23 protein-coding genes and 2 pseudogenes are annotated in these 25,552 nt (G+C 59.9%); 11 read left to right on the top strand and 14 right to left on the bottom strand.

Translation table 11 applies throughout. From position 1 onward, the window contains the following. Positions 1–6 precede the first annotated feature (6 nt). The 3 genes from bioA to C6366_RS07725 are packed head-to-tail and all read right to left on the bottom strand — an operon-like array spanning position 7 to position 3,274. A complete protein-coding gene (bioA, locus tag C6366_RS07735) occupies positions 7–1,290 on the bottom strand; it encodes an adenosylmethionine--8-amino-7-oxononanoate transaminase (protein WP_107736760.1) in 1,284 nt (427 codons plus the stop codon). Further along, positions 1,287–2,291, bottom strand: coding sequence for a biotin synthase BioB (bioB, locus tag C6366_RS07730; RefSeq protein ID WP_107736759.1), 1,005 nt, complete (start codon positions 2,289–2,291; stop codon positions 1,287–1,289). Before bioB ends, bioA begins: the two co-directional genes overlap by 4 nt. Next, a complete protein-coding gene (locus tag C6366_RS07725; RefSeq protein WP_107736758.1) occupies positions 2,288–3,274 on the bottom strand; it encodes a biotin--[acetyl-CoA-carboxylase] ligase in 987 nt (328 codons plus the stop codon). Before C6366_RS07725 ends, bioB begins: the two co-directional genes overlap by 4 nt. Positions 3,275–3,680: 406 nt before the next feature. Here C6366_RS07725 and C6366_RS07720 point away from each other — a divergent pair, with 406 nt between their 5' ends. From C6366_RS07720 to cydC, 11 genes are all read left to right on the top strand, one after another. Beyond that, positions 3,681–3,989: a DUF485 domain-containing protein gene (locus C6366_RS07720; RefSeq protein ID WP_199221461.1), complete on the top strand. Its 309-nt coding sequence runs from the start codon at positions 3,681–3,683 to the stop codon at positions 3,987–3,989. A gap of 1 nt (position 3,990) precedes the next feature. Continuing rightward, positions 3,991–5,538, top strand: coding sequence for a sodium/solute symporter (locus C6366_RS07715; RefSeq protein ID WP_107736756.1), 1,548 nt, complete (start codon positions 3,991–3,993; stop codon positions 5,536–5,538). Next, positions 5,535–6,659 carry a putative nucleotidyltransferase substrate binding domain-containing protein gene (locus C6366_RS07710; RefSeq protein ID WP_107736755.1) on the top strand — a complete coding sequence of 375 codons (1,125 nt, stop codon included), beginning with the start codon at positions 5,535–5,537 and terminating at the stop codon, positions 6,657–6,659. Before C6366_RS07715 ends, C6366_RS07710 begins: the two co-directional genes overlap by 4 nt. Positions 6,660–6,743: 84 nt before the next feature. Continuing rightward, the gene (locus C6366_RS07705; protein WP_107736754.1) at positions 6,744–7,625 is read left to right on the top strand and encodes a zinc dependent phospholipase C family protein; all 882 of its coding nucleotides are present in this window, start codon (positions 6,744–6,746) and stop codon (positions 7,623–7,625) included. 10 nt (positions 7,626–7,635) lie between these two features. Then, positions 7,636–8,475 carry an alpha/beta hydrolase gene (locus tag C6366_RS07700; protein WP_107736753.1) on the top strand — a complete coding sequence of 280 codons (840 nt, stop codon included), beginning with the start codon at positions 7,636–7,638 and terminating at the stop codon, positions 8,473–8,475. A gap of 99 nt (positions 8,476–8,574) precedes the next feature. After that, positions 8,575–9,165 (top strand): LemA family protein, encoded by a 591-nt coding sequence (locus C6366_RS07695; protein ID WP_107736752.1) that lies wholly within the window; start codon positions 8,575–8,577, stop codon positions 9,163–9,165. A 48-nt stretch (positions 9,166–9,213) separates the two neighbouring features. Beyond that, the gene (locus tag C6366_RS07690; protein ID WP_107736751.1) at positions 9,214–11,211 is read left to right on the top strand and encodes a M48 family metallopeptidase; all 1,998 of its coding nucleotides are present in this window, start codon (positions 9,214–9,216) and stop codon (positions 11,209–11,211) included. Further along, positions 11,204–11,506 (top strand): hypothetical protein, encoded by a 303-nt coding sequence (locus C6366_RS07685; RefSeq protein ID WP_107736750.1) that lies wholly within the window; start codon positions 11,204–11,206, stop codon positions 11,504–11,506. Before C6366_RS07690 ends, C6366_RS07685 begins: the two co-directional genes overlap by 8 nt. Beyond that, a complete protein-coding gene (locus tag C6366_RS20670; protein WP_368731480.1) occupies positions 11,499–11,876 on the top strand; it encodes a DUF6516 family protein in 378 nt (125 codons plus the stop codon). Before C6366_RS07685 ends, C6366_RS20670 begins: the two co-directional genes overlap by 8 nt. A 100-nt stretch (positions 11,877–11,976) precedes the next feature. Continuing rightward, positions 11,977–13,749 carry a thiol reductant ABC exporter subunit CydD gene (gene cydD / locus C6366_RS07680; RefSeq protein ID WP_107736749.1) on the top strand — a complete coding sequence of 591 codons (1,773 nt, stop codon included), beginning with the start codon at positions 11,977–11,979 and terminating at the stop codon, positions 13,747–13,749. After that, positions 13,749–15,455 (top strand): thiol reductant ABC exporter subunit CydC, encoded by a 1,707-nt coding sequence (gene cydC / locus C6366_RS07675; RefSeq protein ID WP_107736882.1) that lies wholly within the window; start codon positions 13,749–13,751, stop codon positions 15,453–15,455. The genes cydD and cydC overlap by 1 nt, the downstream gene beginning before the upstream one ends. A gap of 23 nt (positions 15,456–15,478) precedes the next feature. Here the strand turns inward: cydC and C6366_RS07670 are convergent, their stop codons facing one another. From C6366_RS07670 to C6366_RS07630, 11 genes and pseudogenes are all read right to left on the bottom strand, one after another. After that, the gene (locus C6366_RS07670; protein ID WP_107736748.1) at positions 15,479–16,243 is read right to left on the bottom strand and encodes an exodeoxyribonuclease III; all 765 of its coding nucleotides are present in this window, start codon (positions 16,241–16,243) and stop codon (positions 15,479–15,481) included. A 9-nt stretch (positions 16,244–16,252) separates the two neighbouring features. Then, the gene (locus C6366_RS07665) at positions 16,253–16,936 is read right to left on the bottom strand and encodes a metallophosphoesterase (protein WP_107736747.1); all 684 of its coding nucleotides are present in this window, start codon (positions 16,934–16,936) and stop codon (positions 16,253–16,255) included. Between the two features lie 24 nt (positions 16,937–16,960). Continuing rightward, positions 16,961–17,974, bottom strand: coding sequence for a hypothetical protein (locus C6366_RS07660; protein ID WP_107736746.1), 1,014 nt, complete (start codon positions 17,972–17,974; stop codon positions 16,961–16,963). Positions 17,975–18,153: 179 nt separating this feature from the next. Next, on the bottom strand, positions 18,154–19,716 hold the full coding sequence (locus tag C6366_RS20245; protein ID WP_233248425.1) for a PAS domain S-box protein: 1,563 nt from the start codon (positions 19,714–19,716) through the stop codon (positions 18,154–18,156). 876 nt (positions 19,717–20,592) lie between these two features. Next, positions 20,593–20,769, bottom strand: a pseudogene (locus C6366_RS20665) (helix-turn-helix domain-containing protein); the annotation flags it as partial. 61 nt (positions 20,770–20,830) lie between these two features. Continuing rightward, a complete protein-coding gene (locus C6366_RS19555; RefSeq protein WP_158269690.1) occupies positions 20,831–20,974 on the bottom strand; it encodes a hypothetical protein in 144 nt (47 codons plus the stop codon). Between the two features lie 35 nt (positions 20,975–21,009). After that, positions 21,010–22,233, bottom strand: coding sequence for an ATP-binding protein (locus tag C6366_RS07650; RefSeq protein ID WP_158269689.1), 1,224 nt, complete (start codon positions 22,231–22,233; stop codon positions 21,010–21,012). Between the two features lie 35 nt (positions 22,234–22,268). Then, positions 22,269–22,685 carry a PAS domain-containing protein gene (locus C6366_RS07645; RefSeq protein ID WP_107736743.1) on the bottom strand — a complete coding sequence of 139 codons (417 nt, stop codon included), beginning with the start codon at positions 22,683–22,685 and terminating at the stop codon, positions 22,269–22,271. A gap of 91 nt (positions 22,686–22,776) precedes the next feature. Next, positions 22,777–22,944, bottom strand: a pseudogene (locus C6366_RS07640) (chemotaxis protein); the annotation flags it as partial. Between the two features lie 802 nt (positions 22,945–23,746). Further along, on the bottom strand, positions 23,747–23,959 hold the full coding sequence (locus C6366_RS07635) for a Trm112 family protein (RefSeq protein ID WP_107736742.1): 213 nt from the start codon (positions 23,957–23,959) through the stop codon (positions 23,747–23,749). 91 nt (positions 23,960–24,050) lie between these two features. Then, positions 24,051–25,292: a hypothetical protein gene (locus tag C6366_RS07630; RefSeq protein ID WP_107736741.1), complete on the bottom strand. Its 1,242-nt coding sequence runs from the start codon at positions 25,290–25,292 to the stop codon at positions 24,051–24,053. Positions 25,293–25,552 lie beyond the last annotated feature (260 nt).

Below are 25,552 nucleotides of genomic sequence, written 5' to 3'. Positions count from 1 at the left end.
TTTGCATCATGCGGTTGGGTTCAGGGCGACGACCTCGCGAATGGCCCGGGTGAGTGTGGCGAGGTCGGATGGTTCGATGCAGTAGGGCGGCATTATGTACACGAGGCGTCCGAAGGGGCGTATCCAGACACCGCGTTTGACGAACTCGTGCTGGAAGGCGGCCACATCGACGGGCTCGCGCATTTCCACGACGCCGATGGCGCCAAGGACGCGCACGTCAGCCACGTCCGGGAGGGAGCGGCAAGGTTCGAGCCCTTCGCGGAATGCCTTGCCGATACGTTCGACCCGTGTTTGCCAGGGTGATGCGCACAGCAGATCCAAACTGGCGGCGGCGACGGCGCAGGCGAGCGGGTTGCCCATGAAGGTGGGGCCGTGCATGAAGGGGAGGTCCGCCGAAGTGCTGATGCCTTCGGCGACGGGACGCGTCGCCAGTGTGGCACCGAGCGTCATCATGCCGCCCGTGAGCGCTTTGCCGACGCAGAGGATGTCGGGCACGATGCCGGCATGTTCGTGCGCGAACATGCGGCCGGTCCGGCCGAAGCCGGTGGCGATCTCGTCGAGGATCAGCAGGATGCCTCGGCGAGCGGTTTGCTCGCGCAGGAAGCGCAGGTAGGCGGGTGCGTAGAAGTGCATGCCGCCCGCGCCCTGCACGATGGGTTCGAGGATGACGGCGGCGATGTCGCGCTCGTGCCGGTCCAGGAGCGCGGCAAGTTTTCCGATGTAGTGTTCGTCCGTCGGCGCGTCGAATCCGGCGGGCGGGCGTTCGGCGAAGAACTGGGCGGGGAGCGCACTGCTGAAGAGGGTGTGCATGCCGTTGTGCGGATCGCTGACGGACATGGCGTGCAGCGTGTCGCCGTGGTAGCCGCCGCGCAGCGTCAGAAAACGCCGCCGGTGGGGTTGTCCGGTGCCGGTCGCGTATTGGATGGCCATTTTCATGGCGACTTCGACGGCCACGGAGCCTGCATCGCTGAGGAAGACGCAGTCGAGCGCCTCGGGGACGAGCGCGAGCAGGCGCTCGACCACGTCCGCCGCAGGTTGGTGGGCCAGACCTCCGAACATGACGTGCGACATGCGGCGCGCCTGCGCGGTCAGGGCGGCGTTGAGCGCGGGATGGCGGTAGCCGTGGATGGCCGCCCACCAGGAGGCCATGCCGTCGATGAGTTCGCGCCCGTCGGCCAGGCGGATGCGCACGCCTTCGGCGCTGTCCGCGTAGTAGACGGGCAGTGGCGCGGTCATGGAGGTGTAGGGGTGCCAGATGTGGCGGCGGTCGAAGTCGGCGAGGTTGTTCATGGGACGGTCTCCGCGGCGGAGGCGAAGATGTCGAGTTCGCGGCGGAAAGCTATGTCGCGTTCAACGGAGCGTCCGCGGGTGGTAAGATAGCCACCTGTGATGAAGCCGCTGGCGCCGGCGAGCATCAGCAGCCCCTGAAAGTCGTTCATGACGCTTTCGCGTCCGGCGGCCAGCTTAATGACGGCGCGCGGATTGATCAGGCGGAAGAGCGCGACGGTTCTGACTACTTCGATAGCGGGCAGCGGGGGCTGGTTTTCAAGCGGCGTGCCCTGGATCGGAACGAGGATGTTGAGCGGGATGATGTCCACGGCCAGTTCGCCGAGCGTGAAGGCCAGCGAGAGGCGGTCGTTCATGGTCTCGCCGGTGCCGAGGATGCCGCCGGAGCAGATCATTACGCCGCCGGGCTTGAACAGTTTGATGGTGTCGATGCGCTCCTGAACGCTGTGGGTGCGGGTGATAAGTTCGGCGTAGCGTTCGGGCGCGGTCTGCAAGTTGATGTTGTAGTGCTCGATGCCGCGTTCAACGAGCAGTCGGGCGGTTTCCTCGCCGAGCATGCCCAAGGAGGCACTGACGCCCATGCCGGGGCAACGTGCGCGGATGGTGTCGATGGCCTTGAGCACCTGCTCGAAGTCGCTATCGACCCTGGGCATGCCGTAGCCACTGGTGACGATGCAGAAACTGCGTACGCCGCTTTCGTAGGCGGAATGCGCGGCGTCGGCGATGGTTTGCGCCGAGAGCAGCGGATAGGTCTCGGCGTGCGTGGCGTGCGTGCCCGCCTGGGCGCAGAACCGGCACTGCTCGGAGCAGGCGCCGGATTTCGCGTTGATGATCGAGCAGGCTTGGAAGGGCGGCGCGAAACGGTTACGCACGCGATTGGCGAGGGCGACGAGGTCGAGCACCGCCTCGCCGTCGAGCCGGGCCAGGGCGTCGGCGAGTTCGCGCGGCAGCGTGTCCCCCCCTAGGGAGATGTCGGCGGCTTGTTTTAGAATGGGTTCGTTCATGGTGTTCCTTTCAGTGTGACGTCGCCCGAGTGGACGGTGGTCAGGCCTTCGGGCGCTTCGATTTCCAGGCGTCCGTCAGGCAGGATGCGGCTGAAGCGGCCATGCAGCGTGCCGGCGGCACCGCTGATGGCGAGGTCGCGCCCGCGCAGATGGCTGCGCGACATGAGCAGCGGCAGGAACGGGGCTAAGTCGCTGATGCCGCACCATTGCAGATAGAGAGGTTCAAAGCTGTTGAGGATGTCCGCCAGCAGAGGGGCCAGTGCGGTGCTCCTGCCGGTTTCCAGCGCGAGGGAAGTGGCCGTTTCGCGAAGGTCCACCGGGAAGCGCCTGCTGTTGACGTTGATGCCGATGCCGAGAATGATGTGATGCACGAGATCGGCTTCGGTCTCGCATTCGCAGAGGATGCCGCAGAGCTTGCGTCCGTCGGCGAGTATGTCGTTGGGCCATTTGATGGCGAGCTTGGATGGGGTATCGCCGAAGACGCGGTCGAGCGCGGGCAGCAGCGCGGCGGCGGCCAGGATGGGGAGCTGCGGGATGCGGGCGGGCTCAAGCGAGGGGCGCAGAAGCAGGCTGAAGGTGAGGTTGAGCCCCGGCTGCGAATGCCAGTGACGTTGGAAGCGCCCGCGTCCGGCGGTCTGGGCCGCGGCGACCACGACCGTGCCCTCGGCGGCGCCGGCCTGTGCCAGGCGGGCGGCTTCGCGGTTGGTCCAGTCGGTCTCGTCAAGATAGATCAGATGCCGTCCCAGGACGCGAGTCGTCAACAACGGCACGACGGCGAACGCCTCAGGCGCGTCCGGCGCCGAGACGAAGCGGTAACCGCGACGCGAGACGGCCTCGATCACGCAGCCGCGCTCGCGCAATTGCCCGACGTGTTTGGCGACGGCACCGCGCGAGATGCCCAGGGCGTGACCGAGTTGCTCGCCGGACTGCCAGTGCGGCGTTTCCGCCAACAGCTCATATATTCGGATCGTGGTGGCATTCATGCGATCGTTTATGCCATAGGCATTGCTCTATTGTAAACCTTGGTCTCTGGATGGTTGACAATAGGGGGGAGGCTCCATCGCCTTCAGCGAGCTAGCGGATCGGGGTCAGACTTTGTATTTCTGTATTTCGACAACACAAGGCGCGTTGGTGCGCTTGTCGGCAGGCAAGGCGCGGCGGGCGGGAAGGCGAGCGCGGGGTGTTCATCCGTCGCATCGACGCTCAAGTGCCAAACGTATTTCCGCCGGATGAGGATGCGTAGGTGGATATCTGCTCGTCCGTTCCCTGACCTTCCCAATCGCGCCGTTCGGCGAAGAGCATGTGCAAAAAAGAACAAGGGGGTTCATGGTTCGCGGGTTTTAGCCATGACCTGTCTTGTTCGTTTTTTTAATCATAAAGGAGATGCACATGTCCACCGATCGTCCCAAAGGCTCGCTGGATGCCGAGAAGTTTCAGCGTCTGGTCGCCAGCAAATGGAAGGTTTCCCTCACCCTGGCCGCGATCATGCTGGTTGCGTATTATGGATTCATTCTTGTTTTGGCCTTTGCCAAGGACATTTTGGCGTATAAGATCGGAGAGCATCTGACCATCGGCATTCCGGTGGGGATGCTGCTTATTGTCCTGGCCTGGGTTCTGACCGGAATTTACGTGTTCTGGGCCAATTCTTCCTACGACAAGTCCGTCAAGGACGTGCTGAAAAGCATGAGGAGGGACTAAAATGGACCAGATCGCCACCTCCATCGGCCAGCCGAACGTTACGTCCATCGTCTTTTTCCTGTTCTTCATTTGCGCCACCCTGGTCATTACTTATTACGCGGCCAAGAAAAGCCGCTCCGCGTCCCAGTTTTACGCCGCGGGCAGAAGCGTGACCGGCTGGCAGAACGGTTTGGCCCTGGCCGGGGACTACATGAGCGCGGCCTCGTTTCTGGGCATTGCCGGTCTGGTCTCCCTGCGGGGATACGACGGCCTGATTTATTCCATCGGGTTTCTGGTGGGCTGGCCGATCATCATGTTTCTCATCGCCGAACCGCTGCGTAACCTCGGGAAGTACACCTTCGTGGACGTGGTGGCCTATCGGCTGTCCCAAAAGCCGATCCGCATCGCCGCGTCCATCGGATCCCTGATGACCGTGTGCTTCTACCTCATCGCCCAAATGGTCGGGTCCGGCTCGTTGATCATGATGATTTTCGGGATGCCCTACGAGCTGGCCGTGGTCATCGTGGGCATGGTCATGATCATGTACGTGTTGTTCGGGGGCATGCTGGCCACGACCTGGGTGCAGATCATCAAGGCGGTCCTGCTGCTGGGCGGAGCCACGCTGATGGTTTTTCTGATCCTGCTCCATTTTGGGTTCAGCTACGGTGAATTGTTCAAGCAGGCGGCCCTGACCTACGGCGACGGCGTCCTGTCTCCGGGCGGGCTGGTGACCAATCCCTGGGACGCCCTGTCCCTGGGCATTGCCCTGATGTTTGGTACCGCGGGATTGCCGCACATCCTGATGCGCTTCTACACCGTGCCCGACGCCAAGGAGGCCCGGAAATCCGTGTTCTACGCCACGGGGTTGATCGGCTACTTCTACATCCTGACCTTCACCATCGGCTTCGGGGCCATGGTCATCGTGGGCCAAGACGTCATCGCCGCCATGGATTCCGGCGGGAACATGGCCGCGCTGCTGCTGGCCGAGGCCACTGGTGGGACCGTCTTCCTGGGCTTCATCGCCGCAGTGGCTTTCGCCACTATTCTGGCCGTGGTGGCGGGACTGACCCTGTCCGGGGCCAGCACGCTGTCCCACGATCTGTACGTCAGCGTCATCCGTTCCGGGAAATCCTCCGAGGAAGAGGAGGTCAAGGTGGCCAGGATCGCTACTTTGGGCCTGGGCGTGGTGGCCATTGCCCTGGGCCTGGCCTTCAAGGGCCAGAACGTGGCCTTCATGGTCGGCTTGGCCTTTGCCATCGCGGCCAGCGCCAATTTTCCGGCCTTGCTGCTGTCCATCCTCTGGCGGAACTTCTCCACCTTTGGCGCGGCCTTGAGCATTGGCACGGGCACCACGCTGGCCGTTGGTCTGATCATCATCAGCCCCACGGTCTGGGTGGACATTCTTGATAATCCCATGGCAATCTTCCCTTTGCGCAACCCGGCCATCATCTCCATGACCGCGGCATTCGCGGCCGGATATCTGGGCTCCAAGCTCAGGCCCGACCCGGAAGCGTCGCGCAGGTACGAGGAACAGAAGATCAGGAACTATCTGGGCGTCGGAGCTGAATGACCCACGAACCTACAGACCACGACGAAAAACGACGACGGCCCTCGGCCTGGAGCGATGATCCGGACAGACTGTCCGGAGAAATCGCCCGGGCCGGGAGCCTTGCGGACCTGGCCCGGGCCTTCGGCTCGGTCCAGGAGTTCGCGGCCCGTTCCGCGGTCCACTGTCTTGGCCGTTTCTCTGACGGTGGAGACGAAGTCTTTGCCCTTGGGCGGCTGATCGCCGACTTGCGCGACAAGATTCTGGTCCGGGTGCATGACCTGGTTTTGGCCGGGACCGGACCGCCTCCAGCGGCCTTCTGCCTGCTGGCCTTGGGCAGTGAGGGACGCAAGGAGCAATATTTGGCCACGGACCAGGACAACGCCCTGGTTTATGACGATGAAGAGGGGGACGAGGCGGCGATTTTTTTCGAGGTCTTCGCCCATCGATTCGTCCGGATGCTTCTGGAACTGGGTGTTCCTCCCTGCCCGCACGGGGTGATGATCAACGCCGCTCAGTGGCGTTTGAGCGCCGCCGATTGGGAGCGGGCCGTGGACGACATGACCGATGAGATCGATGAGCAGGGCATTCTCAAGATATCCGTGCTGCTGGATATGCGTCCCGTGGCCGGAGACCCGGAACCGGGCTGGAAGCTCCGGCGGCATCTACTCCGGCGGATCGTCGAACGTCCTCTGATCTTGCGCTACCTGGCCCGCGAAGCCGTGCGTTTCAGCCCGCCCCTGGGCTTGTTCAATAATTTTGTCGTTCAGAAGAGCGGGGCACATAAAGGGGGGCTGGATGTAAAAAAAGGCGGAATTTTCCCCCTGACCCAGGGAATCCGAACCCTGGCCGCGGAGCACGGCGTTTTGTCCACCTCCACCGAGGAACGAATCGCGGGCCTGCTGGAGGCGGGGGCATTATCCGCCGGATTTGGGGCGAGGATGCGGGAGGCCTATGCTTTTTTTCACGTTCTGCGCACCGGAAATCAGGCCGAAATGATCGAAAATAGGGACAAGCCGGACAATTTCATCATGCCGGATCGGCTTTCCGCGGCGGAGCGAAAGAGGCTCAAGGCCTGCTTCGCCACCGTGACGGAATTTCAGGCCCTGGTGTCCAAAAAGTACGAACTGCATTTGCTGACCTGACGCGCACCCGCCCAGCCGTGCGAATGGAACACGTCGTTGCGACGCGTCGAGAACCGTCATCTCCATGCGTCGTGGAGGTATCGCATGCCTAAGGAAAACACCCATCTCTGGTTCGCTCGGCGGCTTTGGAAACAGACTCGGAATCCATCGAAAAACGCTGTTGCCGACCATTTTTCGACGGATTTGATACAAGCCCATCCTTTGTTCTTCTCCCTGGGCTCGATCATCCCGGATGCTTTTTTCTATCACCCCCTCTCTCGCGGGCGGCGGATGGCCCGGGTGCTGCACGGGTCGGACCCGCGGACCCGGACCGAGTCCTTCGGACGCATGGCGGCCTGGGCGCGGGAGGAGAAGTCCGGACGGGACAAGGCCTTTGTCCTGGGTTACCTGTCCCACGTGGCCCTGGACAGGGTCATGCATCCCGTGGTGGACGCCCTGTCCGGCAAGCGTCCCGGCCAGGCTTCCACCGGACAAAGCATCGCCCTGCACCGGCTGGTGGAAACGGCTCTGGACCAGCAAATCAACCGCTGCTGCCATTATCCGCGGATTATCTGGCCCTATCCGGCCAAGAGAGTGAGTGTGCTGCATCGCCTCGCCGAGGAGGTCGGCCTGCGGCGAGACGATGTCCACGCCGCCTTGTCCGTTCAACTCCTGGTCAACCGACTGGTCCAGGGGCGTGCCGCCTATGCCCTGGTCCGCGCGCTGCATCATCCGCCGGTGCTGGATCTCTCGGTTCTGCTCAATCTGTGCTACGCGCAGTTGGACCGGGAGCCTGGTTTTACCAGCGGAAAACGCAATGGCCGGACGGAGTTCTGGCGTGACTTCCATGCCGTGAACTGGTCGCGGTTGTTCGAACGGGCCGATCTGGAGGCATGGCGGCTTTTCGATCTCTGTTCCGAATACTGGGTGAACCGCCTGAACGAATCAGAATTCCGACGCGACCTTCCCCAGAAACCCTGTGATTAGCGAGGCGGCCATGCACTCCACCATGACCATCGCCGTGATCCTGGTCTTGCTCTACCTGGGGCTGGCCGGATGGGTCTATGTTCGCCAGGACGCCATGGTCTTTCATCCCGTGGCTGAGATTTCCCTGACCCCGGCGGACGTCGGCTGGGAGTATGACGACCTGACGCTGTCCACCTCGGACGGGGTGAACATCAACGCCTGGTTCGTTCCGGTTGAGGACGCCCGTGGCGTGGTGCTTTTTTGCCACGGCAACGCCGGAAACATCGGCCATCGTCTGGACTCCATCCGTATCTTCCGCGACCTGGGCCTGTCCGTGCTGATCTTCGACTACCGGGGCTTCGGGCGCAGTGAGGGTCGGCCCAGCGAGTTCGGCACCTATCTGGACGCCCAGACGGCCTGGGCCTTTCTGGTCGAAGAAAAGGGCGTCGAACCCGGGCGGATCATTATTTTCGGCCGCTCCCTGGGCGGGGCCGTGGCCGCGCACCTAGCCGCTCATGTGGGCCGAGAGAAGGCTCCGGGAGCCCTGATCCTGGAATCCACCTTCACCTCCCTGCCGGACATGGCCGCCCGGCTTTATCCCTTCCTTCCGGTACGCTGGCTGGCCAAATACAGCTACAACACCCTGGGACGGATAAGCGATGTCCATGCCCCGGTGCTGGTGGTGCACAGCCCGGGAGACGAAATCATTCCCTATGCCAATGGCCAAGCCCTCTACGCCGCCGCGCCCGAACCGAAGATGTTTCTGGAAATCTCCGGGGGCCACAATTCGGGCTTTCTGAGTTCCGGTGCGGTGTATGTGGAGGGGCTGGATGTTTTTTTTGAACAGCATGTATTTGCCAAAAACCGTTGACAAGTCCGGCTTTTTGAACAACTTCCAAGGCGTCGTCCGAAGCAGCCTCTCGGTCATGCTGCCCATTTCCTTTCGTCCCTCAAACAGGAGAATCCTCACATGTCCACGTCATTTGTCGTCTTCCTGGTTCTGCTTGCCGCCCTGGGCTTTCTGGTGGTGCGCATCTACAATCAGTTGGTCGCCCTCAGGAACCGGTACAAGAACGGTTTTGCCCAGATCGACGTGCAGCTCAAGCGGCGCTACGACCTGATCCCCAATTTGGTGGAGACGGCCAAGGCCTATATGGCGCATGAACGCGAGACCCTGGAAGCGGTGATCGCGGCTCGGAACCAGGCTTACGGGGCCATGCAGGCCGCGGCGGCCAATCCGGGGCAGGCCGCGGCCATGGCCGGGTTGGCCGGGGCCGAGGGGATGCTGTCCGGGGCTTTGGGCAAGCTGTTCGCCTTGGTGGAGAGCTATCCGGACCTGAAGGCCAACCAGAACATGATGCAGCTCAGCGAGGAAATGACCAGTACGGAAAACAAGGTCGCCTTCGCCCGGCAGGCCTTCAACGACGGGGTGATGACCTACAACACCTACCGGGAGTCCTTTCCCCAGACCATCTTTGCCGGGATGTTCGGGTTCAGTCCGGCCACGCTGCTGGAGTTCGAGGGCAGGGAGTTTCGGGAAGTGCCCAAGGTCCAATTTTAGCAGTGATGGGTGGAGGCGTTCTGAACATTCATTCAGGCTGGTTACACCATGGATTTTTTTGAGAGTCAGGAACGGGCCCGGCGTAAAAGCATGGTTCTGGTGGTGCTGTTCGTTCTGGCCACCATTGGCATCGTGTTCACGGTCTATGCCCTGATCTATCTGCTGATTCTGACCGACGCGCCCAACGCGGCCCAGGCTTGGCGGGAGTTCAAGAGCATGGCCGACCTGCTGGCCATGCTGGGGGCGATGATCCTGGCCATTATCGGATTCGGGACCATCTTCAAAATGGTCCAGCTTCGACGCGGCGGGGCCGCGGTGGCCGAACTGCTGGGAGGGCGGCTGGTGATGCCGGACAGCGCCAACCCGGATGAGCGCAAGGTGCTCAACGTGGTGGAGGAAATGGCCATTGCCTCGGGCCTGCCCGTGCCTCCGGTGTACATGCTGGACCAGGAGGGCGGCATCAACGCCTTTGCCGCGGGCCAGAACCCCGGTGACGCGGTGGTGGGGCTGACCAGCGGAGCCGCCCGGCTGCTGACCCGCTCGGAGCTGCAGGCCGTGATCGGGCACGAGTTCAGCCATATCCTGAACGGTGACATGCGCATGAACATCAAGTTGATGAGCGTGATTCACGGACTGATCATCCTGGGGCTGGCCGGACGGGTGATCCTGCGGATGACCGTCTATGGCGGGCGGTCCCGGGATCGTCGGGGGGCGGCCTTGCCCCTGGTGCTGGGCGTGGGGTTCATCCTGGTGGGTTCCCTGGGGATGTTTTTCGGCAGCATGATCAAGGCCGCTGTCTCCCGGCAGCGGGAGTACCTGGCCGACGCCTCGGCGGTTCAGTTCACCCGGGACTCCCGGGCCATGGCCGGGGTGCTGAAGAAGATCGGCGCCATTTCCCAGGGCTCGCGGCTGGAGCACGCCAACGCGGCCCAGGCCAGCCACATGTTTTTCGCCCAGGGCGTAAATGTGCTCATGACCTCCCTGTTCGCCACCCACCCACCCCTGGAGGAACGCATCCGACGGGTGGAGCCGGGTTGGGACGGAACGTATCCGGTCATATCGGACTTTCCCCGACCACAAGTGCGGACAAGGACGGGCGCGGCCGCCAAGGAGTTCGGTTTTTCCAGTCTGACTCGGGAACAGCACCAGGAACGACCAAGTCCTCCGGCGCGACCCGCTGCCCAGTCCGGTACGCCGACGGCTGTTGGCCTGACCGCCTCCGTGGGCCGACTGGACGATGCCCATGTGGCCCATGCCCGGGGGCTCCGGGAGCGAATTCCCCCCGTATTGCTGGACGCTGCCCATGATACTGTCCAGGCCCACTGGGTGGTGTTCGCCATGCTGCTCAGTCGGGAGCAGGGCGTGGCCAAGGCGCAATTTGCGTTGTTGGACAATATTTTCGGGCCGGCCCTTGAGCGCAAGGTGGCCGACCTGGCTCGTGTGGAGCTGCCTAGAGAGTTGCGCTTGCCGCTGCTGGATATCTGCTTCCCGGCCCTGCGTCGGATGCCCTTTGACCGGTATCCGGCGTTTCGCTCAGCTCTGCAAGGGCTGATCAAGGCCGACGGACGGGTCGGGCTGTTTGAATGGGCCTTACATCGTGCAGTACTCCGCCACCTGGAGCCATCCTTCGTGCCGGGCCGGACCTCGGCTTTTGGTCACGCGGCCCTGCACCAGGTCGTGGACCAGATTTCGCTGATCCTCTCGGCCCTGGCCCATGTGGGAGCCCGGGCCGAAGACACGGCCATGGCCTTCGAAGCCGGGGCCAATGAACTGCGTCTGCCCGTCCTGGGCCTGCGTTCCCGTGAGCAGTGCGGCATTCAGGCTCTGGATGCGGCCTTGAACAAGCTGGTCCGCCTGCGCGAATCCTCCAAGCGCGACCTGATCACGGCCTGCGCCGCGGTCATCGTGGCCGACGGCCAGGTTTCCATAGCCCAGGCCGAAATCCTGCGGGCCGTCAGCGACGCTCTGGAATGCCCCATGCCGCCGTTGTTGCCCGGGCAGATGGCGGGGCAAAAATCTGAAAAGCAGGAGCAAGCAAATGTATAGTCAAGAAATACTCCATGATATCGCAAAGCCTTTTGTCGTTGCGGGTATCCATAAGGATGAGAAATCTGCCTTGACGGATATCATTATCGACTTTGCCCAGAGAAAGATCCGTAGCTATGAATCGACGATACAGGATTTGGAAAACAAGCATGGCTGTGATTTTGAACGATTCAGCCTCATGTTGCGGGAAAGGGCTGATCTTGCCATGGAAGACGACTGGTTTGACTGGAAGGCTGCCGAGGAAATGCGTCAGGCGTGGAAAGACGTCAATAGGATGATCATGAATAATGTCTGAGCGAGTTGATTCGTCAAGCATCATTGACCATTTAAGGTCTCAGCGTCTCGTTTCATCCGTAAAGATCATTGTTCTTGACGAGGCTCTTTCCAGGTTTGTTCTCCGGGTACGGTGCTCGCTGCTTCCTTCCTCATATCGGCTTGAGGTCCGGATTATCCAGACGCAAACCGAAATGGTGTACTCCTACCAGCTTTATACGAATAAGCCGCTTATAAGATGGGATAACTCTCCTCATTTTCCGTCAATTTCAACCCACCCGCATCACCGCCATAACCTGGATGGAACAATTGAACCATCGCCGCTGTCCGGATACATTTTCAATGACCTGGACCATGTTTTCAATGCCATTCGGGACGTTATCACCGTCTGAAGAGGTGGTTTCTCCGCATTCCGTAGCGAGAAGGCCGCAACTGGTTAGGATGAGTGGTGATCGTGAATTCTGCCTGGCCCCGCCCAAAAGCTGACCCCGCGTGATTGACTCAATAACAGAAACCAAGGCCGACCAACCGACCCCCAAGGACTGGTTGCGTGGGAATGCGCGGTTGGTGCGCGGATTGTTGCTGGCGGGGATCGGGTTGGGGGCGGCGGCCGGGGTTTTGCTGATCGTTCAGGCCGGGTTGCTGGCCTTTGTGGTGCATCAGGTGTTGTTTGAGGCGTCCGGGTTGGAGAATGTCTTCGGGGCGCTGATGGCTCTGCCGGTGCTGATGCTGGTTCGGGCCGGGTTGGTCTGGGGCGGGGAGCAGTTCGGGGTGCGGGCCGCGATGCGGGTCAAGAGTCTGCTTCGGATGCGGGTTATGGATCATTTGGCCGCCCTGGGTCCGGAACGGCTGCGTGGCCGTTCCAGCGGCGATCTGGCCCACCATGTGGTGGACGGGATCGAAGGGCTGGAGGCCTATTTTTCCCGGTACCTGCCCCAGGCCGCTTTGGCCGCGTTGCTTCCCCTGGCCGTCCTGGCCTTCGTCTTTCCAATGGATTTTGTCAGCGGGTTGATCCTGCTGTTCACCGCACCGTTCATTCCCCTGTTCATGTTCCTGATCGGCTCTCGGGCCGAGAAGCTGAACCAGCGCCAATGGAGGCGACTGGCAATGCTGAGCGCCCGGTTTCTGGACAGCCTTCAAGGCCTGACCACGCTGCGGCTGTTCAACGCCACCCGCCGGGAAGCCCGAATCATCGCCGAGATCACCGACGACTACCGGGAATCCACTCTCTCCGTCCTGCGAATCGCCTTTCTCTCCGCTCTGGTTCTGGAATTCTTCTCTACTGTCAGCCTGGCCGTGGTTGCCGTGATCATCGGTTTCAAGCTGCTTTCCGGGAGCATGGCCTTCCAGGCCGGGTTTTTCATCCTCTTGCTGGCCCCGGAATTCTATCTTCCCCTGCGGACCCTGGGCGTCCATTATCACTCCCGACTTTCGGCCATGGCCGCGTCCGAAGGGCTGACGGCTCTGCTGGCCGAACGGCCTCGACCATCAGGATCGGCTTCTGGAGTCTGCCCGGAGTGGTCCACCGTGGAACTGGACATTAAGAATCTGGATTTCAGCCATGCACCGGACCAACCAGTGCTGCGCGGGTTTTCCCTGCACGTTCCGTCCGGAAGCCGCTTGGCCCTGATCGGGCCCAGCGGCGTGGGCAAGACGTCCCTGTTGCGGCTGCTTCTGGGTACGGCCCGCCCGGAAGGCGGACGCATTCTGGTCAACGGGACGGACCTGACGGGCATGGATCTGGAACACTGGCTGCGGCACGTGGCTTGGATGCCTCAGAATCCGTATATCGCGCCGACCACGATGTGGGAGAATGTACTGCTGGGCGGGGCTTCCGGACCGAGTGGGCAGCCTGGAAGAGTGGATACCGTGGACTGGGATGCCCTGGACAAAATTGCCGCGCTGATCGGCTTGAACCGGGATCTGGCCGCCATGGACCAGGGCTGGCAAACCCGTGTGGGCGAGGGTGGGGCCGGGTTGTCCGGCGGGCAGTGCCAGCGGTTGACCCTGGCTCGGGTCTTGGCCAGAACTCTGGGCAAACCCGTTCCGTTGCTGCTTTTGGATGAGCCCACGGCGCACCTGGACGATCAGGGTGCCGAGATGGTGCTGGCCGCGTTGGGAAAAGTGTCCGATGGTGTTTCAGGCAAACGAACCGTGGTCATCGCCTCGCATGATCCACGGGTCCGGGAGTTCGCGGACGTGGTGGTGGAACTCACGCGGCCGAAGGATGCGTGTCCTCCAGAAACATGCCGGGACGGTGGGTGATGCGCGTTTTTCGACTCCTGCTGTCCATGGCTCGGGCCAAATGGCCCTGGCTGCTTCTGGGACTGGCCTGTTCCGTGGTCACGGTGCTGGCCAACATGGCTCTGCTGGCCTTGGCGGCCTGGTTTCTGGCCTCCATGGCCCTGGCCGGGGTCAGCGGGGTGCTGTTCAATTATTTCCTTCCGGCCGGGGCCATTCGGACCCTGGCCATTGTCCGTAGCGTGGGGCGGTATTTCGAACGGCTGGTCAGTCATGACGCCACGTTGCGCCTCCTGGCTGATCTGCGGGTGCGTTTTTTTGAGCGCTTGGTTCCCCTGGCGCCCGCTGGTCTGAACAAGGAAGACGGGCGAGGAGGGATGCACAGCGCGGATCTGTTCAGCCGGTTGCGAGCGGACATCGACCTGCTGGACAACTTCTATCTGCGCCTGCTCCTGCCAGCCGGGACTGCGGTTTGCGTGGTCGGAGTGGCTTTTGGTTTTTTCTGGGTTTTCCAACCGACCTTGGCCCTTGGCCTGGCCGGGCTCTGGCTGCTGGCCGGGGCCGTGCTGCCGGCGTTTTGTCTTTCCAAGGGTGCGGCGGACGGCGCGGGGCAAGTCGAAGCGGCCGCCCGGTTGCGGTGTCTGGTGGTGGACGGTCTGAGGGGCATGGAAGATCTGCTGGTCTACGGAGCCGGACCCAGGCACCGGGAGTTGGTCCAGCGGGAAAGCGACCGGCTGATTCGGCTGCAATCCCGGACGTCCCGGCTGGAGAGCATGGCCCAGGGCATGGTGGGGCTGGCCTCGGGCTTGGCCATGTGGCTGGTGCTGCTGGTCGGCATCCCCCTGGTGGGCGCGGGTGTTTGGTCTCCGGCTACGCTGCCCATGCTGGCGGTCCTGGCCCTGGTCAGTTTCGAGGCCATTTTGCCCCTGCCGGGAGCGTGGCGGATGTGGGGGCAGATCCGGATGGCCGCAAGCCGGATATTGGAAATCACCGAGGCCCGGCCTCCGGTAGCCGAGCCCGCCGCGCCGCAAGAACCGCGGCAGGTCGCGGATCTAGTGATTCGCGATTTGTGGTTCACCTATCCCCACGGGGCTTCGGACCGCCGAGAGCCGACGCTTTGCGGCGTGAATCTGGACCTGCCCCAGGGCGCACGGGTCGGCATCGTTGGATCGGCTGGGTCGGGCAAGACCACCCTGCAACATATTTTGCTTCGGTTCTGGGAATATGACCAGGGCGAGGTCCGGCTTGCCGGAAGGGAGCTGCGCACCGTATCCGGAGAAGAGGTCCGGGCCCGGATGGCCGTGGTTTCGCAGCACGTGTTCCTGTTCAACGCCACCATTGCCGAGAATCTGCGCTTGGGGCGTCCCCGGGCCACAAAAGCTCAGCTTTGGGAAGCTCTTCGCAAGGCCCGGCTGGAAGAGTTCGTCGCGTCCTTGCCCGAAGGCCTGGATACCCAGGTCGGTCAGTTCGGGGCCAGGTTGTCCGGCGGTCAGGCCCGGCGGCTGAGCGTGGCCCGGGCCCTGCTCAAAGACGCGCCGATCTTGATCCTGGACGAACCCACCGAAGGGCTGGACCCCGAAACCGAGGCCGCGTTGTGGACGGAACTGCGCCCCCTGATGCAAGGCCGTTCCGTGCTGCTTATCACCCATCGTCCGGCGGGACTGGAATACATGGAGCGGGTGTATCGGTTGGAGCAGGGGCGGTTGGTTTCCATCCATCAGAATACTTGACGGTGCGGCTTGAGTTCGAGCGGCTACAACTCCAGCTCCAACCCCACCGGGCAGTGGTCCGAGCCCTGAACTTCGGGCTCGATCCAGGCTCGGCGGACGGCGGGCTTGAGTTCCTCGGAGACGAAGAAGTAGTCGATGCGCCACCCGGCGTTGCGGCTTCGGGCGCCGTAGCGGTAGGTCCACCATGTGTACTGATCCGGCTGGTCGGTGTACATCCGGAAGGTGTCCACGTATCCGGCGGCGATGAAGGAATCGATCCAGGCGCGTTCGATGGGCAGAAAGCCGGAGGTTTCGGCGTTGGCCTTGGGATTTTTCAGGTCGATTTCCTTGTGCGCGGTGTTGAAGTCCCCGCAGACCACGACGGGCTTGGAGCGGCGCAAATCCTGGGCGTGTTCCAGGAAGGCGTCGTAAAAGCCCAGTTTGTAGTCCAGCCGTTCCAGGCTCATCTGGCCGTTGGGGAAATAGATGTTGAAGAAGTGGAAGTCCGGGAACTCCAGCCGGATCACCCGGCCCTCACCGTGGAAACGCTCGTCGGGCAGTTCCAGAGTCACGTCCAGGGGCAACACCTTGCTGAAGCAGGCCACGCCGGAATAGCCTTTTTTGGTTCGACTGGGGTTCCAGTAGTCCAGATAGCCGGAGGCTTGCCGATCCTGGTCGGCGAGCTGGTCCGGCGTGGCCTTGATTTCCTGCAGGCCGACGACGTCGGCGTCGGCCTGATGGAACCAGTCCCAAAAGCCCTTGTTCAGCACGGCTCGGAAGCCGTTTACGTTCCATGAGTACAGCTTCATGATGTATCGCTATGAGGACCTTTGGCCGATCATCCGCAACTCGCCGCGCAGTCCGGTCTCGGTCAGCCGGATCAGGGCGTAGCCGCCTCCGGACAAGGGGCCCGGGTTGATCACCTGGGTCTTGCCGATGCGGTCCTCGGCCCGGGCTTCGTGGATGTGTCCGGTCAGGCAGACCTCCGGCTGGACCTTCTCGATGAAGGCCCGGACGGCCCGGCTGCCCACGGAGGTCTTGCCGCCGACCTTGTCCGCTGCGGTGTCGAAGGGCGGGTTATGGGCCACCAGCAACAGGTGCGGCAGATCCTTGACCGGCTCGTGGGCCTGGGCCAGCCAGACGGCCAGCTGGTCGTCCGTGACTTCCCCCGGCGTGCCAAAAGGCGTGGGGTTGGAGTAGCCCACGCCCATCAGCCCGATTCCATGACCCAGGTCCAGGCCCCGTGCATGGATGTTCACGCCCTGGGCGTTGAGAAAATCCTCCACTTCCGGATAATCCATGTTGCCGATCTGGGCGTAGATCCTGGGGTTGATTTTCCGAATCTGCTCCAGAATGCGCTCCGCCGCGGGCTTCTTGCCCCGGTTGGTCAGGTCCCCGCTGACCAGGATCCCCGCGGCCTCGGCCAGGTTCGGAATCAGACGAAGGTTGCCGGTCTGTTCATGAATGTCGCCGAATCCGATCCAAAAAGGGAATGTGCTCACTGTCTACCTCCATGCTGGGCCGTGCTAAAATTCCCAGCCTAATCCGATTTTCCAGCCAGTCAACTGATAGCCCTTCATGTATGATCCGCCGAAGGACAGTCTGGAGAGATAGGCTCCATAATCCTTGATATCCACAATGAAGTCCAAGCCATACTCGTACATGGTCCGCAACCCCATGCCCGCTCTCAGATCTCCGAAATAATCCGTTCTGCCGACAAAGGGCTTGACCGAAATTTCTCTGTTGAAAAAAGAACGCCCCAGAGGAAAATCATAATCCACGACCAGATGGGTGATGCTGCTGTTTGCCGTGATCTGCCCATACCTGCCCTTGGAGCGAAATACTTTTGAGTACTGGGTCAGGAATTGCGCGTCAAAGCCGATCGTCCCGGGACCAAAAGGATAATCCAGGGAGTGCGTTACGCCCGGGCTGATGGTGACGAGTTCGACGGTTGTGTCGTAAAGATCACGGTGAAATGAGGGGTGGCGCTGGATGATGTAATCCGTGATCATCATTCTGGCGTATTGTTTGTGGTGAACGTGCGTGTAGGCGATGCCAAATGACGGCTCTATGGAGAGATTGTGAGCGTATTTCCATTTTGCGCCCGTTCTCAATCCCAGGCTGTTTGTCTTTATCTTCACCTTTTCCCGCTTTCCGAAGTCCTCTTCAAATGGTATTCGGGAGTCCCAGGGCTCAAGAACGCGGGTGTATTCGCTATACCCGTAGGTCAGCTTGATAAACGGCTGCAGGGAGTGTTCTTTCCTGAAATATACGGGAATCGGGAGTTTGAATATCTCAAGCGACGCGTCGGCCCCGTCATCATATTTCGCGGTAAACGAACCCTGCATCAGGCTTGGCTGGGATGTAAACGCCGAGAAAAGCGCGCTGCTCAACTTAAAGTAGAGTTCCGCTTCTTTTTGGAGTTGGGCAAAGTCAATATCCACATTGATGATGATATCGTCCGCTTTGGCGGGGGAAGTTATCCACGAAAACAGGACGAAGCACAGAACGAAGAAGAATAGAATGGATTGAATTCGCATGCCCTCTCCTCGATTCGTTGACCGCGGCGGCGATGCGGTGATCGTGGTCGTTGTTTTTTTTTCAGAGTATGGTGGCATTCTCGAAGAGCATCATCGTTGCGTTGCCTGTAGAATGTTCACTATCGATCGGGCTTGAACTTGGCAATCCGTACTCCCAATCCAGAACGCCTTCGCCCTGGTTACGCGGCATCCTCCTTTGGCTCCAAATCCTTCTTGAACCACGCCGTGAACCAGAACGTCGAGCCTTCGCCTTCGGTGCTTTGCACCCGGATTTCGCCTCCCATCAATTCCACCAGTTCCTTGGAGATGGCCAGCCCCAGCCCGGTGCCGGAATAACGGGTGTTCACGTTTTTTCCGCGAACGTATGGGGAGAACAGCGCATCAATCTGGTCCGCCGGAATGCCGATCCCCGTATCCTTGACCGTGAAACGCAGCAGGGCTCCTGGGCCTTCAATCAACTCCAGTCCACAGGACAGGTCCACTGTGCCCTGGTCCGTAAACTTGACGGCGTTGCCGACAAGGTTCAGCAGAATTTGTCGCAACCTGTCCATGTCTCCCCGGAGAACATCCGGCACATCTTCCGCAACGTTCCATTTCAGGGCAAGGTTTTTTTGTCGGGCCACGGGGATCATCAGGTTCACCGCCTCCTCCACGGTCCAGCGGGGCGAGAAGGGTTCATCCCGTAGTTCGATCTTGCCGGCCTCGATCTTCGAAAAGTCGAGCAATGTGTTGAGCAGGTTGAGCATTTTTTCCGAACTCGCGGTAATATGCGTGACGCATTCGCGCTGTTCCGCATCAAGAGAGGTGTCCACGAGAAGGTTGGCAAAACCGACGATCCCGTTCAAAGGCGTCCGGACTTCATGGCTGATCTTGGCCAGGAAGTCGCTTTTGGCCCGATTGGCCGCTTCCGCGATTTCCCTGGCTTGGGTCAACGCTGTTTCGGCCTTCTTTCGCTCCGTGATGTCCCGCAAAAAGCTGACGATCTGCCCCCCATTTTCATTCAGAAACGTCGAGGAGATTTCGATGTTGAAAAGTGTTCCGTCGCTCTTGCGATGCCGGACCTCGAACAGCTCGCAACCATTGGTGAGGATGCGTGCAAGTCTTTCCGCGATTTCAGCCGGCGTTTCCTCAATATCCAGGTCTTTGATGTGCAGGCGCAGCAGCTCTTCCCTGGTGTGCCCAGACATATGACAGTACGCCTCGTTGACATCGACGAGATTGCCCTGCAAGTCGACAATACAGAACCCGTCTCGTGTCGTATCGAGTATTGCTCTCAGGTAGGATTTTTGGTTGAGCACCGCCTTCTCGGCCAGCAATCTTTCGGTGAGGTCGATGTCAATGCAGAACAATTCCGGCAGGGCGCTATCCTTCTTGATGATCGCGTGGCTGGAATAAACGGGGACCGAGGAGCCGTCCTTGTGCATCAGCCACAATTCGGACGCGGGGATGGGCTCGCCGGTTTGGGCCATGTGTTGCATCGCCGTTTTGACCTTCTCCCGCATTTCCGGAGGAATGATCAGGTCCAGGAGATTGCGGCCCACGACTTCCTCGTAGGAGTAGCCGTAGATTTGTTCCGAAGCCTGGTTCCAGTAAAAAGTCGTGCCGTCCATCCGATACCCTTGGACGGCCACGTTGGGGACGTTCGCGAGGAGGTTGCGAAAGCGGGCTTCGCTTTCCGCGAGCTGATCACGGGCGATCATCAGGTGGGTGAGGTCATGTACCGTGATGATCACCCCGGCCATTTCTTTTCCCTCTCTGCATGGGGTGTAGCTTCGACTCAAATACCTGCGGCCTGAGTCCATGGTTATCCATCCGTCATAAAAAGCTTTTCTTCCGCGCAGAAGAGCGAGATCCATGCGCGGTTTAACTTCAAGATCGTAATATGCATCGCCAAAATTACTGGATATGAATGTATCGTGTAATCTTCCGATAATTTTTTGCACCGGAATGTTTGTAAGTTTTTCATAGGCGACATTCGCGATGACGATGATTCCTTCAATATTGACGTATATTTGCGCGTCATTTGAGCTCATGACCATCATCTTGTAAATATTCAAAAATTTTCCCGCTTTGATACGCTCTGAAATTTCCTGCTGATATCGACCCAGTGTTAATTCGAGTTCGCTGTTTTTCTCGCGAACATATTTTTCCAATTGCTCCTTTCCGCGGACAAGATCACGGTCAATGAGTATTCGATCCGTTACATCTTGAACAAGAATATATGGTTCTTCATCATTGTTTTCACCCGGGAAAAAGTCCCTGGAAAGAATCACAAAGCGTTTTTCCGAGGATTTGGTGATTATATGGAGGAACTGGCTCTCGATGTTTCCAGGTTGCTTCGCCGCGTCAATGAACGTGTTGAACGCGGACTGATCCTCCGGAGAAACATGCTTCAAAAAGCGATGCAAGGTAGGCTTGACGGAAAAAGGTGTGTAGCCCAGAAGCTGATACAAGGAAGCGGACCACCGAGGCGGTCCGGACCCTGTTCTCAAGGCCCACATCCCGGTCAATGACTGTCCGCAAATCGCTTGGTTTCGTCCCGCCCTTTTGAGACAGTCACTTCTTCCCTCCGCGTCGAAAACCAGGAACAGCGTGCTCAAGCATGAATCGAGGACCGTGCAAATCCGTTCCAGCAACGAGATGGTCGGTTGCGACTCGCCCCGTTCAACGCGGTTATACTGTCTCAGGCTGATGTCGAGCTTTTGCGCCAGTTCGGCCTGGGTCATGTTTTTCAGCGTCCGTAAATACCGCAACCGGTCCCCGAGGCGGTGATCCGAATTTGGCCATTGGTGCATGTGCTCCTCCTTTCCGCTTCAAGAACAGTCCTGCCAAACCGGCTCTCATGTAGCCGATCTTCTACATTCCCGTGTCGACGCGCTCCATCGTTTCCCGCACTTCCTGGAACCGCCTCTCCAACTCGCCCACCTTTCCCCGCACGGCATCCAGATCACCGGCATGGGCCGCTGTCTCCACTTCCCCGGCCAGAGCGCGCAAGACCATTATAGGGGCCCATCGCGCAAACTCCTCGGCGAAACTTATGACCCTAAACGCAATATCCTCTGCTTCACCTCCCCGTTCTCTTGCCGTCCATGGTCCAGCACGTCTCGAATCCGGACGGCCAGGTCGCGAAGCTGGTAGGGCTTGTGGATGAATCCGGCCGCACCGTTTTTCAAGATGTCATCAACCAGGCCGGCTCCATGGTATCCGCTGGACACGAGGACCTTCACCTCGGGATCGATGCGCCGCAATTCGAGCAAACAGGGTCTACCTCCCATGCCGGGCATACCCAGATCAAGAATGACCAACCGGATTGCTTCTTTCTTTTTTTCGTAATCGATCAGGGCTTCCTCTCCGTTTTTCACGGCGATCACGGTATAACCCAACGATTCAAGAGCCTCGCCGGTTACTTCGCGAATGCCCGGCTCGTCGTCGACCACCAGGATGGTTTCGTCGCCGTGCGGATAGTCCGGGGCTACCTGCTCCTGTACATCCCGAGTTTCACCGCGATCGAGCACAGCCGGCCAGTGGATCTGGAACGTGGTCACCAGTCCAGGCTCGCTGAAACACGCGACATCCCCGCCGTGATCCGTGATGATCCCGTATGCCGTGGCCAGCCCCAGGCCGGTGCCCTTGTCGTTGCCTTTCGTGGTGAAAAAGGGGTCGAAAAGGTGTCGCAGCGTCTCTTCGTCCATGCCGCACCCCGTGTCCGTGACCGTCAGTAAAACATGAGGTCCGAGATTGACACCCGCAAGGCCGAGGGCATGCGGATCGTCGACCACCACATTTTGCGTCGTGAAGATCAGCCTGCCGCCGTCCGGCATGGCGTCCACGGCATTGTTCGCCAGGTTGAGCAGCACCTGCTCCACCTGAATCCGATCGGCGTTGACGGTCCAGATCTCTTCAGCAAGGCGCAACTCCACGCTGATCATCCTTGGGATGACGTGTTCCAGCAGCGCCACGACATGGGCGATTTCCCGGTTCATATTCGTCCATTCCTTGTGGGTTTCTGCCTTGCGGCTGAACTGCAGCAGTTGTCGGACCAGATGAGCGCCGCGATCAACGGAATTGGCGAGTGTCCGCAGACGGTCGGCGTTGGGATGTTCATGGGGAACGCTTCGACGCATAAGTTCAATGGTTCCGACCATGGTCTGCAGGATATTGTTGAAATTATGGGCCACGCCGCTCGTCAGGACGCCCACGGCCTCCATCTTCTGCGCCTGAAGCAGTTGTACTTGGAGTTTTTCCTGTTTCTGTTCCATTCTTTTTCGTTTCGTGATGTCCCTGATGGCGCCTATCATCCTGAACGGCCTGCCCTGATCATCGCTTTCAAAACTTCCCACGTCGTGCACCCAATGTTCCTGCCGTCTTCTTGCCGGATGATTTTGTATTCCTGGTCAAAACGCTCACCTTTTTTCATGGCGTCGTCGTGCGCACGCATGACCTGTTTCCGCCATTGCGGATGAATGGTGGACGGCCAAATTTCCAGATGGTGTTTTTCCTGTTGCGGGATGCCTAAAAGGGAGTTGAACACGGCTGAGCTGTTGCAGGCATCTCCGGCCAAATCTACGACATAGCTCCCTATCCCGGCGGCTTCCAGACATTCAAGCGGCATTGCCTCGCTCTTTCGTAAGGCTGCCTTGGGCGGGAAGTCATCCTTCTCCTGGCTGGCGGGAGCAGCACGGAGGTTCGTTTCGAAGGCAGTCTGTTTCATAATCCTCCTAAACGCTACATGCCATGTGGCGTTGTCCTCGCGGGAAAATCATCGCCCGACCCGATCAGGAAGATCGGGCCGGGCGAAAGGATCAACCCTGCTTGAGTTGCTGCACCAGGGTACGCAGTTCCACGGCCTGGCGGGCCAGTTCAGACACGGCCTGGGCCGATTGGTCCATGACCTCGCTGGTCTCCGTGGAGATCCGGTTGATGTCCTCCATCCCCCGGTTGATCTCCTCGCTGGCCGCTGACTGTTCCTCATCATCCGGATAATCTCCTGAACCTTGAGGATCTCCACCCCGAACTCCTCGTCTCCGATGTGAAACGTGACCAATTGCAGCAAGGTTCCATCCTTGCCCGGCGACTCCTGTTGGCTGTGCATTTTTCTCCTCCCGAGTTGGTTCATGCTCTGGGCTATTGGCCCCTTGCCCCTGGCTCACGGATCATGACCTTCAGGTTGGAGACCATGGCCGAGAAGGATATCGGGGGGAACAAAGGCGTCAAAATTGTTTTGTATTATTTAAGGTTGTCATAATAACCCCGAAAACACCCGTGCGTATACGACGCGAAGCGGCGTGTTTAAGGTGATTTTTTTGGGGGGCATCAACGCTGTGCGTTGATCAGGAAAAGGAAACGGGGGGATGGCCTTATTCCGGTTTGCATTCAACTGACGTAAATTGACAGCTCGCAATCGAAATCGAGATCGAAATCGCAGTCATTCAGGAAGGCATTTGGTTGTTTCGATTTCGATACCGATTTCGATTGCGATTTCGGTCATGACTCCAATTCGAGTTTCTCTGGATAGTGTCATTTTGAAAGCAAAGTGGAATGAGAACAGTAGCATTTCCCATTCTAGTGATTCTCTCGTGGAATTCGGGTCGGTATCGGAAGCGAAGCCATGTGGGGCCTCTTCGATGTTTTTGATGCCGACCCCGGTTGCCGGAAGGCACGGGCGGGGTCGGCCGGGAAGGTTCAGCCTGGAGCGGAGAGAGGAGGGAAGGGAAAATGAGCAGGAGAGGGATGGGGCCAGCGCGTGCCCGGGGGATCATGGGGGCCTTGGTTTCAGTGAGCGCCCTTGCCCCGTTCCCGGACCCCGTTTTCCCAGTCCGCCAGCGGGATGGCCTCTTCGATGAGCATGATCGGGATTTCCTCCTTAATGGGATAGACGGCCCGGCAGGGTGCGCAGGTCAGGCCGTCCTCGGCTGGGGTCAGGGTGACGTCGGCCTTGCACTTGGGGCAGGCCAGGATGTCGAGCAGTTCTTTGTTCAGGGCCATGGGATGGGTCTCCTTATGGAAATGACGGTGGTTCGGATGGTTGGGAGAGCGTCTCTGTTCGTGGTGGTGATGTCGGTCTGGATGGTCCGGATCACTGGGAAACACGGGACAGGGCGTGCAGGGCCAGGACCAGGATGTCCGGTTCGGCCACGAGGCTGGCCTTGGGGCAGAGGTCGAGCACGGCCTTGTGCAGTTCCTTGTTGCGGGTCACGAACACGGCGTGGGTGTCCGGGCAGCGTTCCAGGCTCGCCCGGAGCATGGGCAGGTCGGAGAAGGTGTCTCCGCAGACCAAGTGGGGCCCCTTGCCGATGTTCAGACTCAAGGCCTGGTCCAGAAACAGCACCCCGTCGCCCTTGTCGAAGTCCTTGCGCTTATCGCCGGAGCCGATGGTCAGGATGATCTCGATGTCCAGGCCGGTGTCTTCGATGCGCATGGTGTGCCCTTTAGGGTCGTGGCGTTCTATCAGGGCCGTGACGGTCTTCAGGAAGGCCAGGGATTCGGCCTCGGGGACGGACCCGGAAATGTCCTGGCGGGCCACGGTGAGCTGGCCGAACTTGACCTGCAAGCCTGAGCCAATCAGGCCGAATTTCCGGTGTTCCGGCATTTCCAGCAGGTTGTTCAGATCGCCGTGCAGATTTTGCAGCATGCGGTTCTGTTCATCAGGAGCCGGGAAGCTGCCGTAGGCGTCAGCAAGGTCCATGTATTCACGGCCTTTGGACGCGGCCATGACGTAGGTTTTTGGCGGGATGACGCTGACGTCCAGGAGGCCGGGGCCGGACAACGGGCCGGAGGTGATCACTATGGGCCAGGTAACGCGGCTTCGGGCGAAACGGGTCAGGAAGACCGCGTTGTACACGGCCTGGACCGAGGAGCGGTACCGGCCGCAGTAGTTGTTTACCGTGCCGTCGCGGTCCGTGATGAAGCAACGCAAGGTCGCGTGGCCCAAGGCCTTGGTCAGCCGCTGGGCCAACTGATCGGACTGGGAAAGCAGGCCTGGAGTCTGATCCTCGATGACCAGTTTCAGGGCCGTCTCGCCCAACTCCAAGAACATCACGTCCCTGGCCAGTTCCGTGATTTCGTAGTCCAGGTCAACGGTCACCGCGTGGTCGTCGTCCATGCGCAGCAGTCGTTCGAAAGGTTTTTCCGAGTCAGTGTTCGGAATCTGCTTCAAACTTTCCAGGGCGTTACGCAGTGAGGCGATATCCGATTCCGCGGGTTCCCGTCCGGCCAGGGCGTCTTGAGCGGCCTTGCGTCGGACAAGGGCCGTCTGGTCCATGAGGTGGTAAAATTCTTCAAGGGTCTGGATGGGGCGGTGTTCAATAGTCGTGGTCATGAGAAGCTCCGGAAGGGTTTGACTGCCAGTTCGGCACTTGGTTGGCATTTTTCGTGCAAAATAAAAAAACACCGTGGCCGGGTGGGAAAAAAATGCTAAATCTCCCTAAAGATGTTTACGATTTGGTCGATATCACTAGTGTCCCAACGTTTAATCAAAGAAACTCAACTGGTTAGTGTTTGACCGAACTTCGTTTTCGTAGCTGTAATTTCCAACTATCTGTAATAATGGATTTCGTTCAAAGATGTTCACGCTTAAAA

This window comes from Desulfonatronum sp. SC1, assembly GCF_003046795.1.
GTDB lineage: Bacteria > Desulfobacterota > Desulfovibrionia > Desulfovibrionales > Desulfonatronaceae > Desulfonatronum.
Note: the sequence above shows the minus strand (reverse complement) of the source record. Positions and strands in the feature narration are given on the sequence as shown.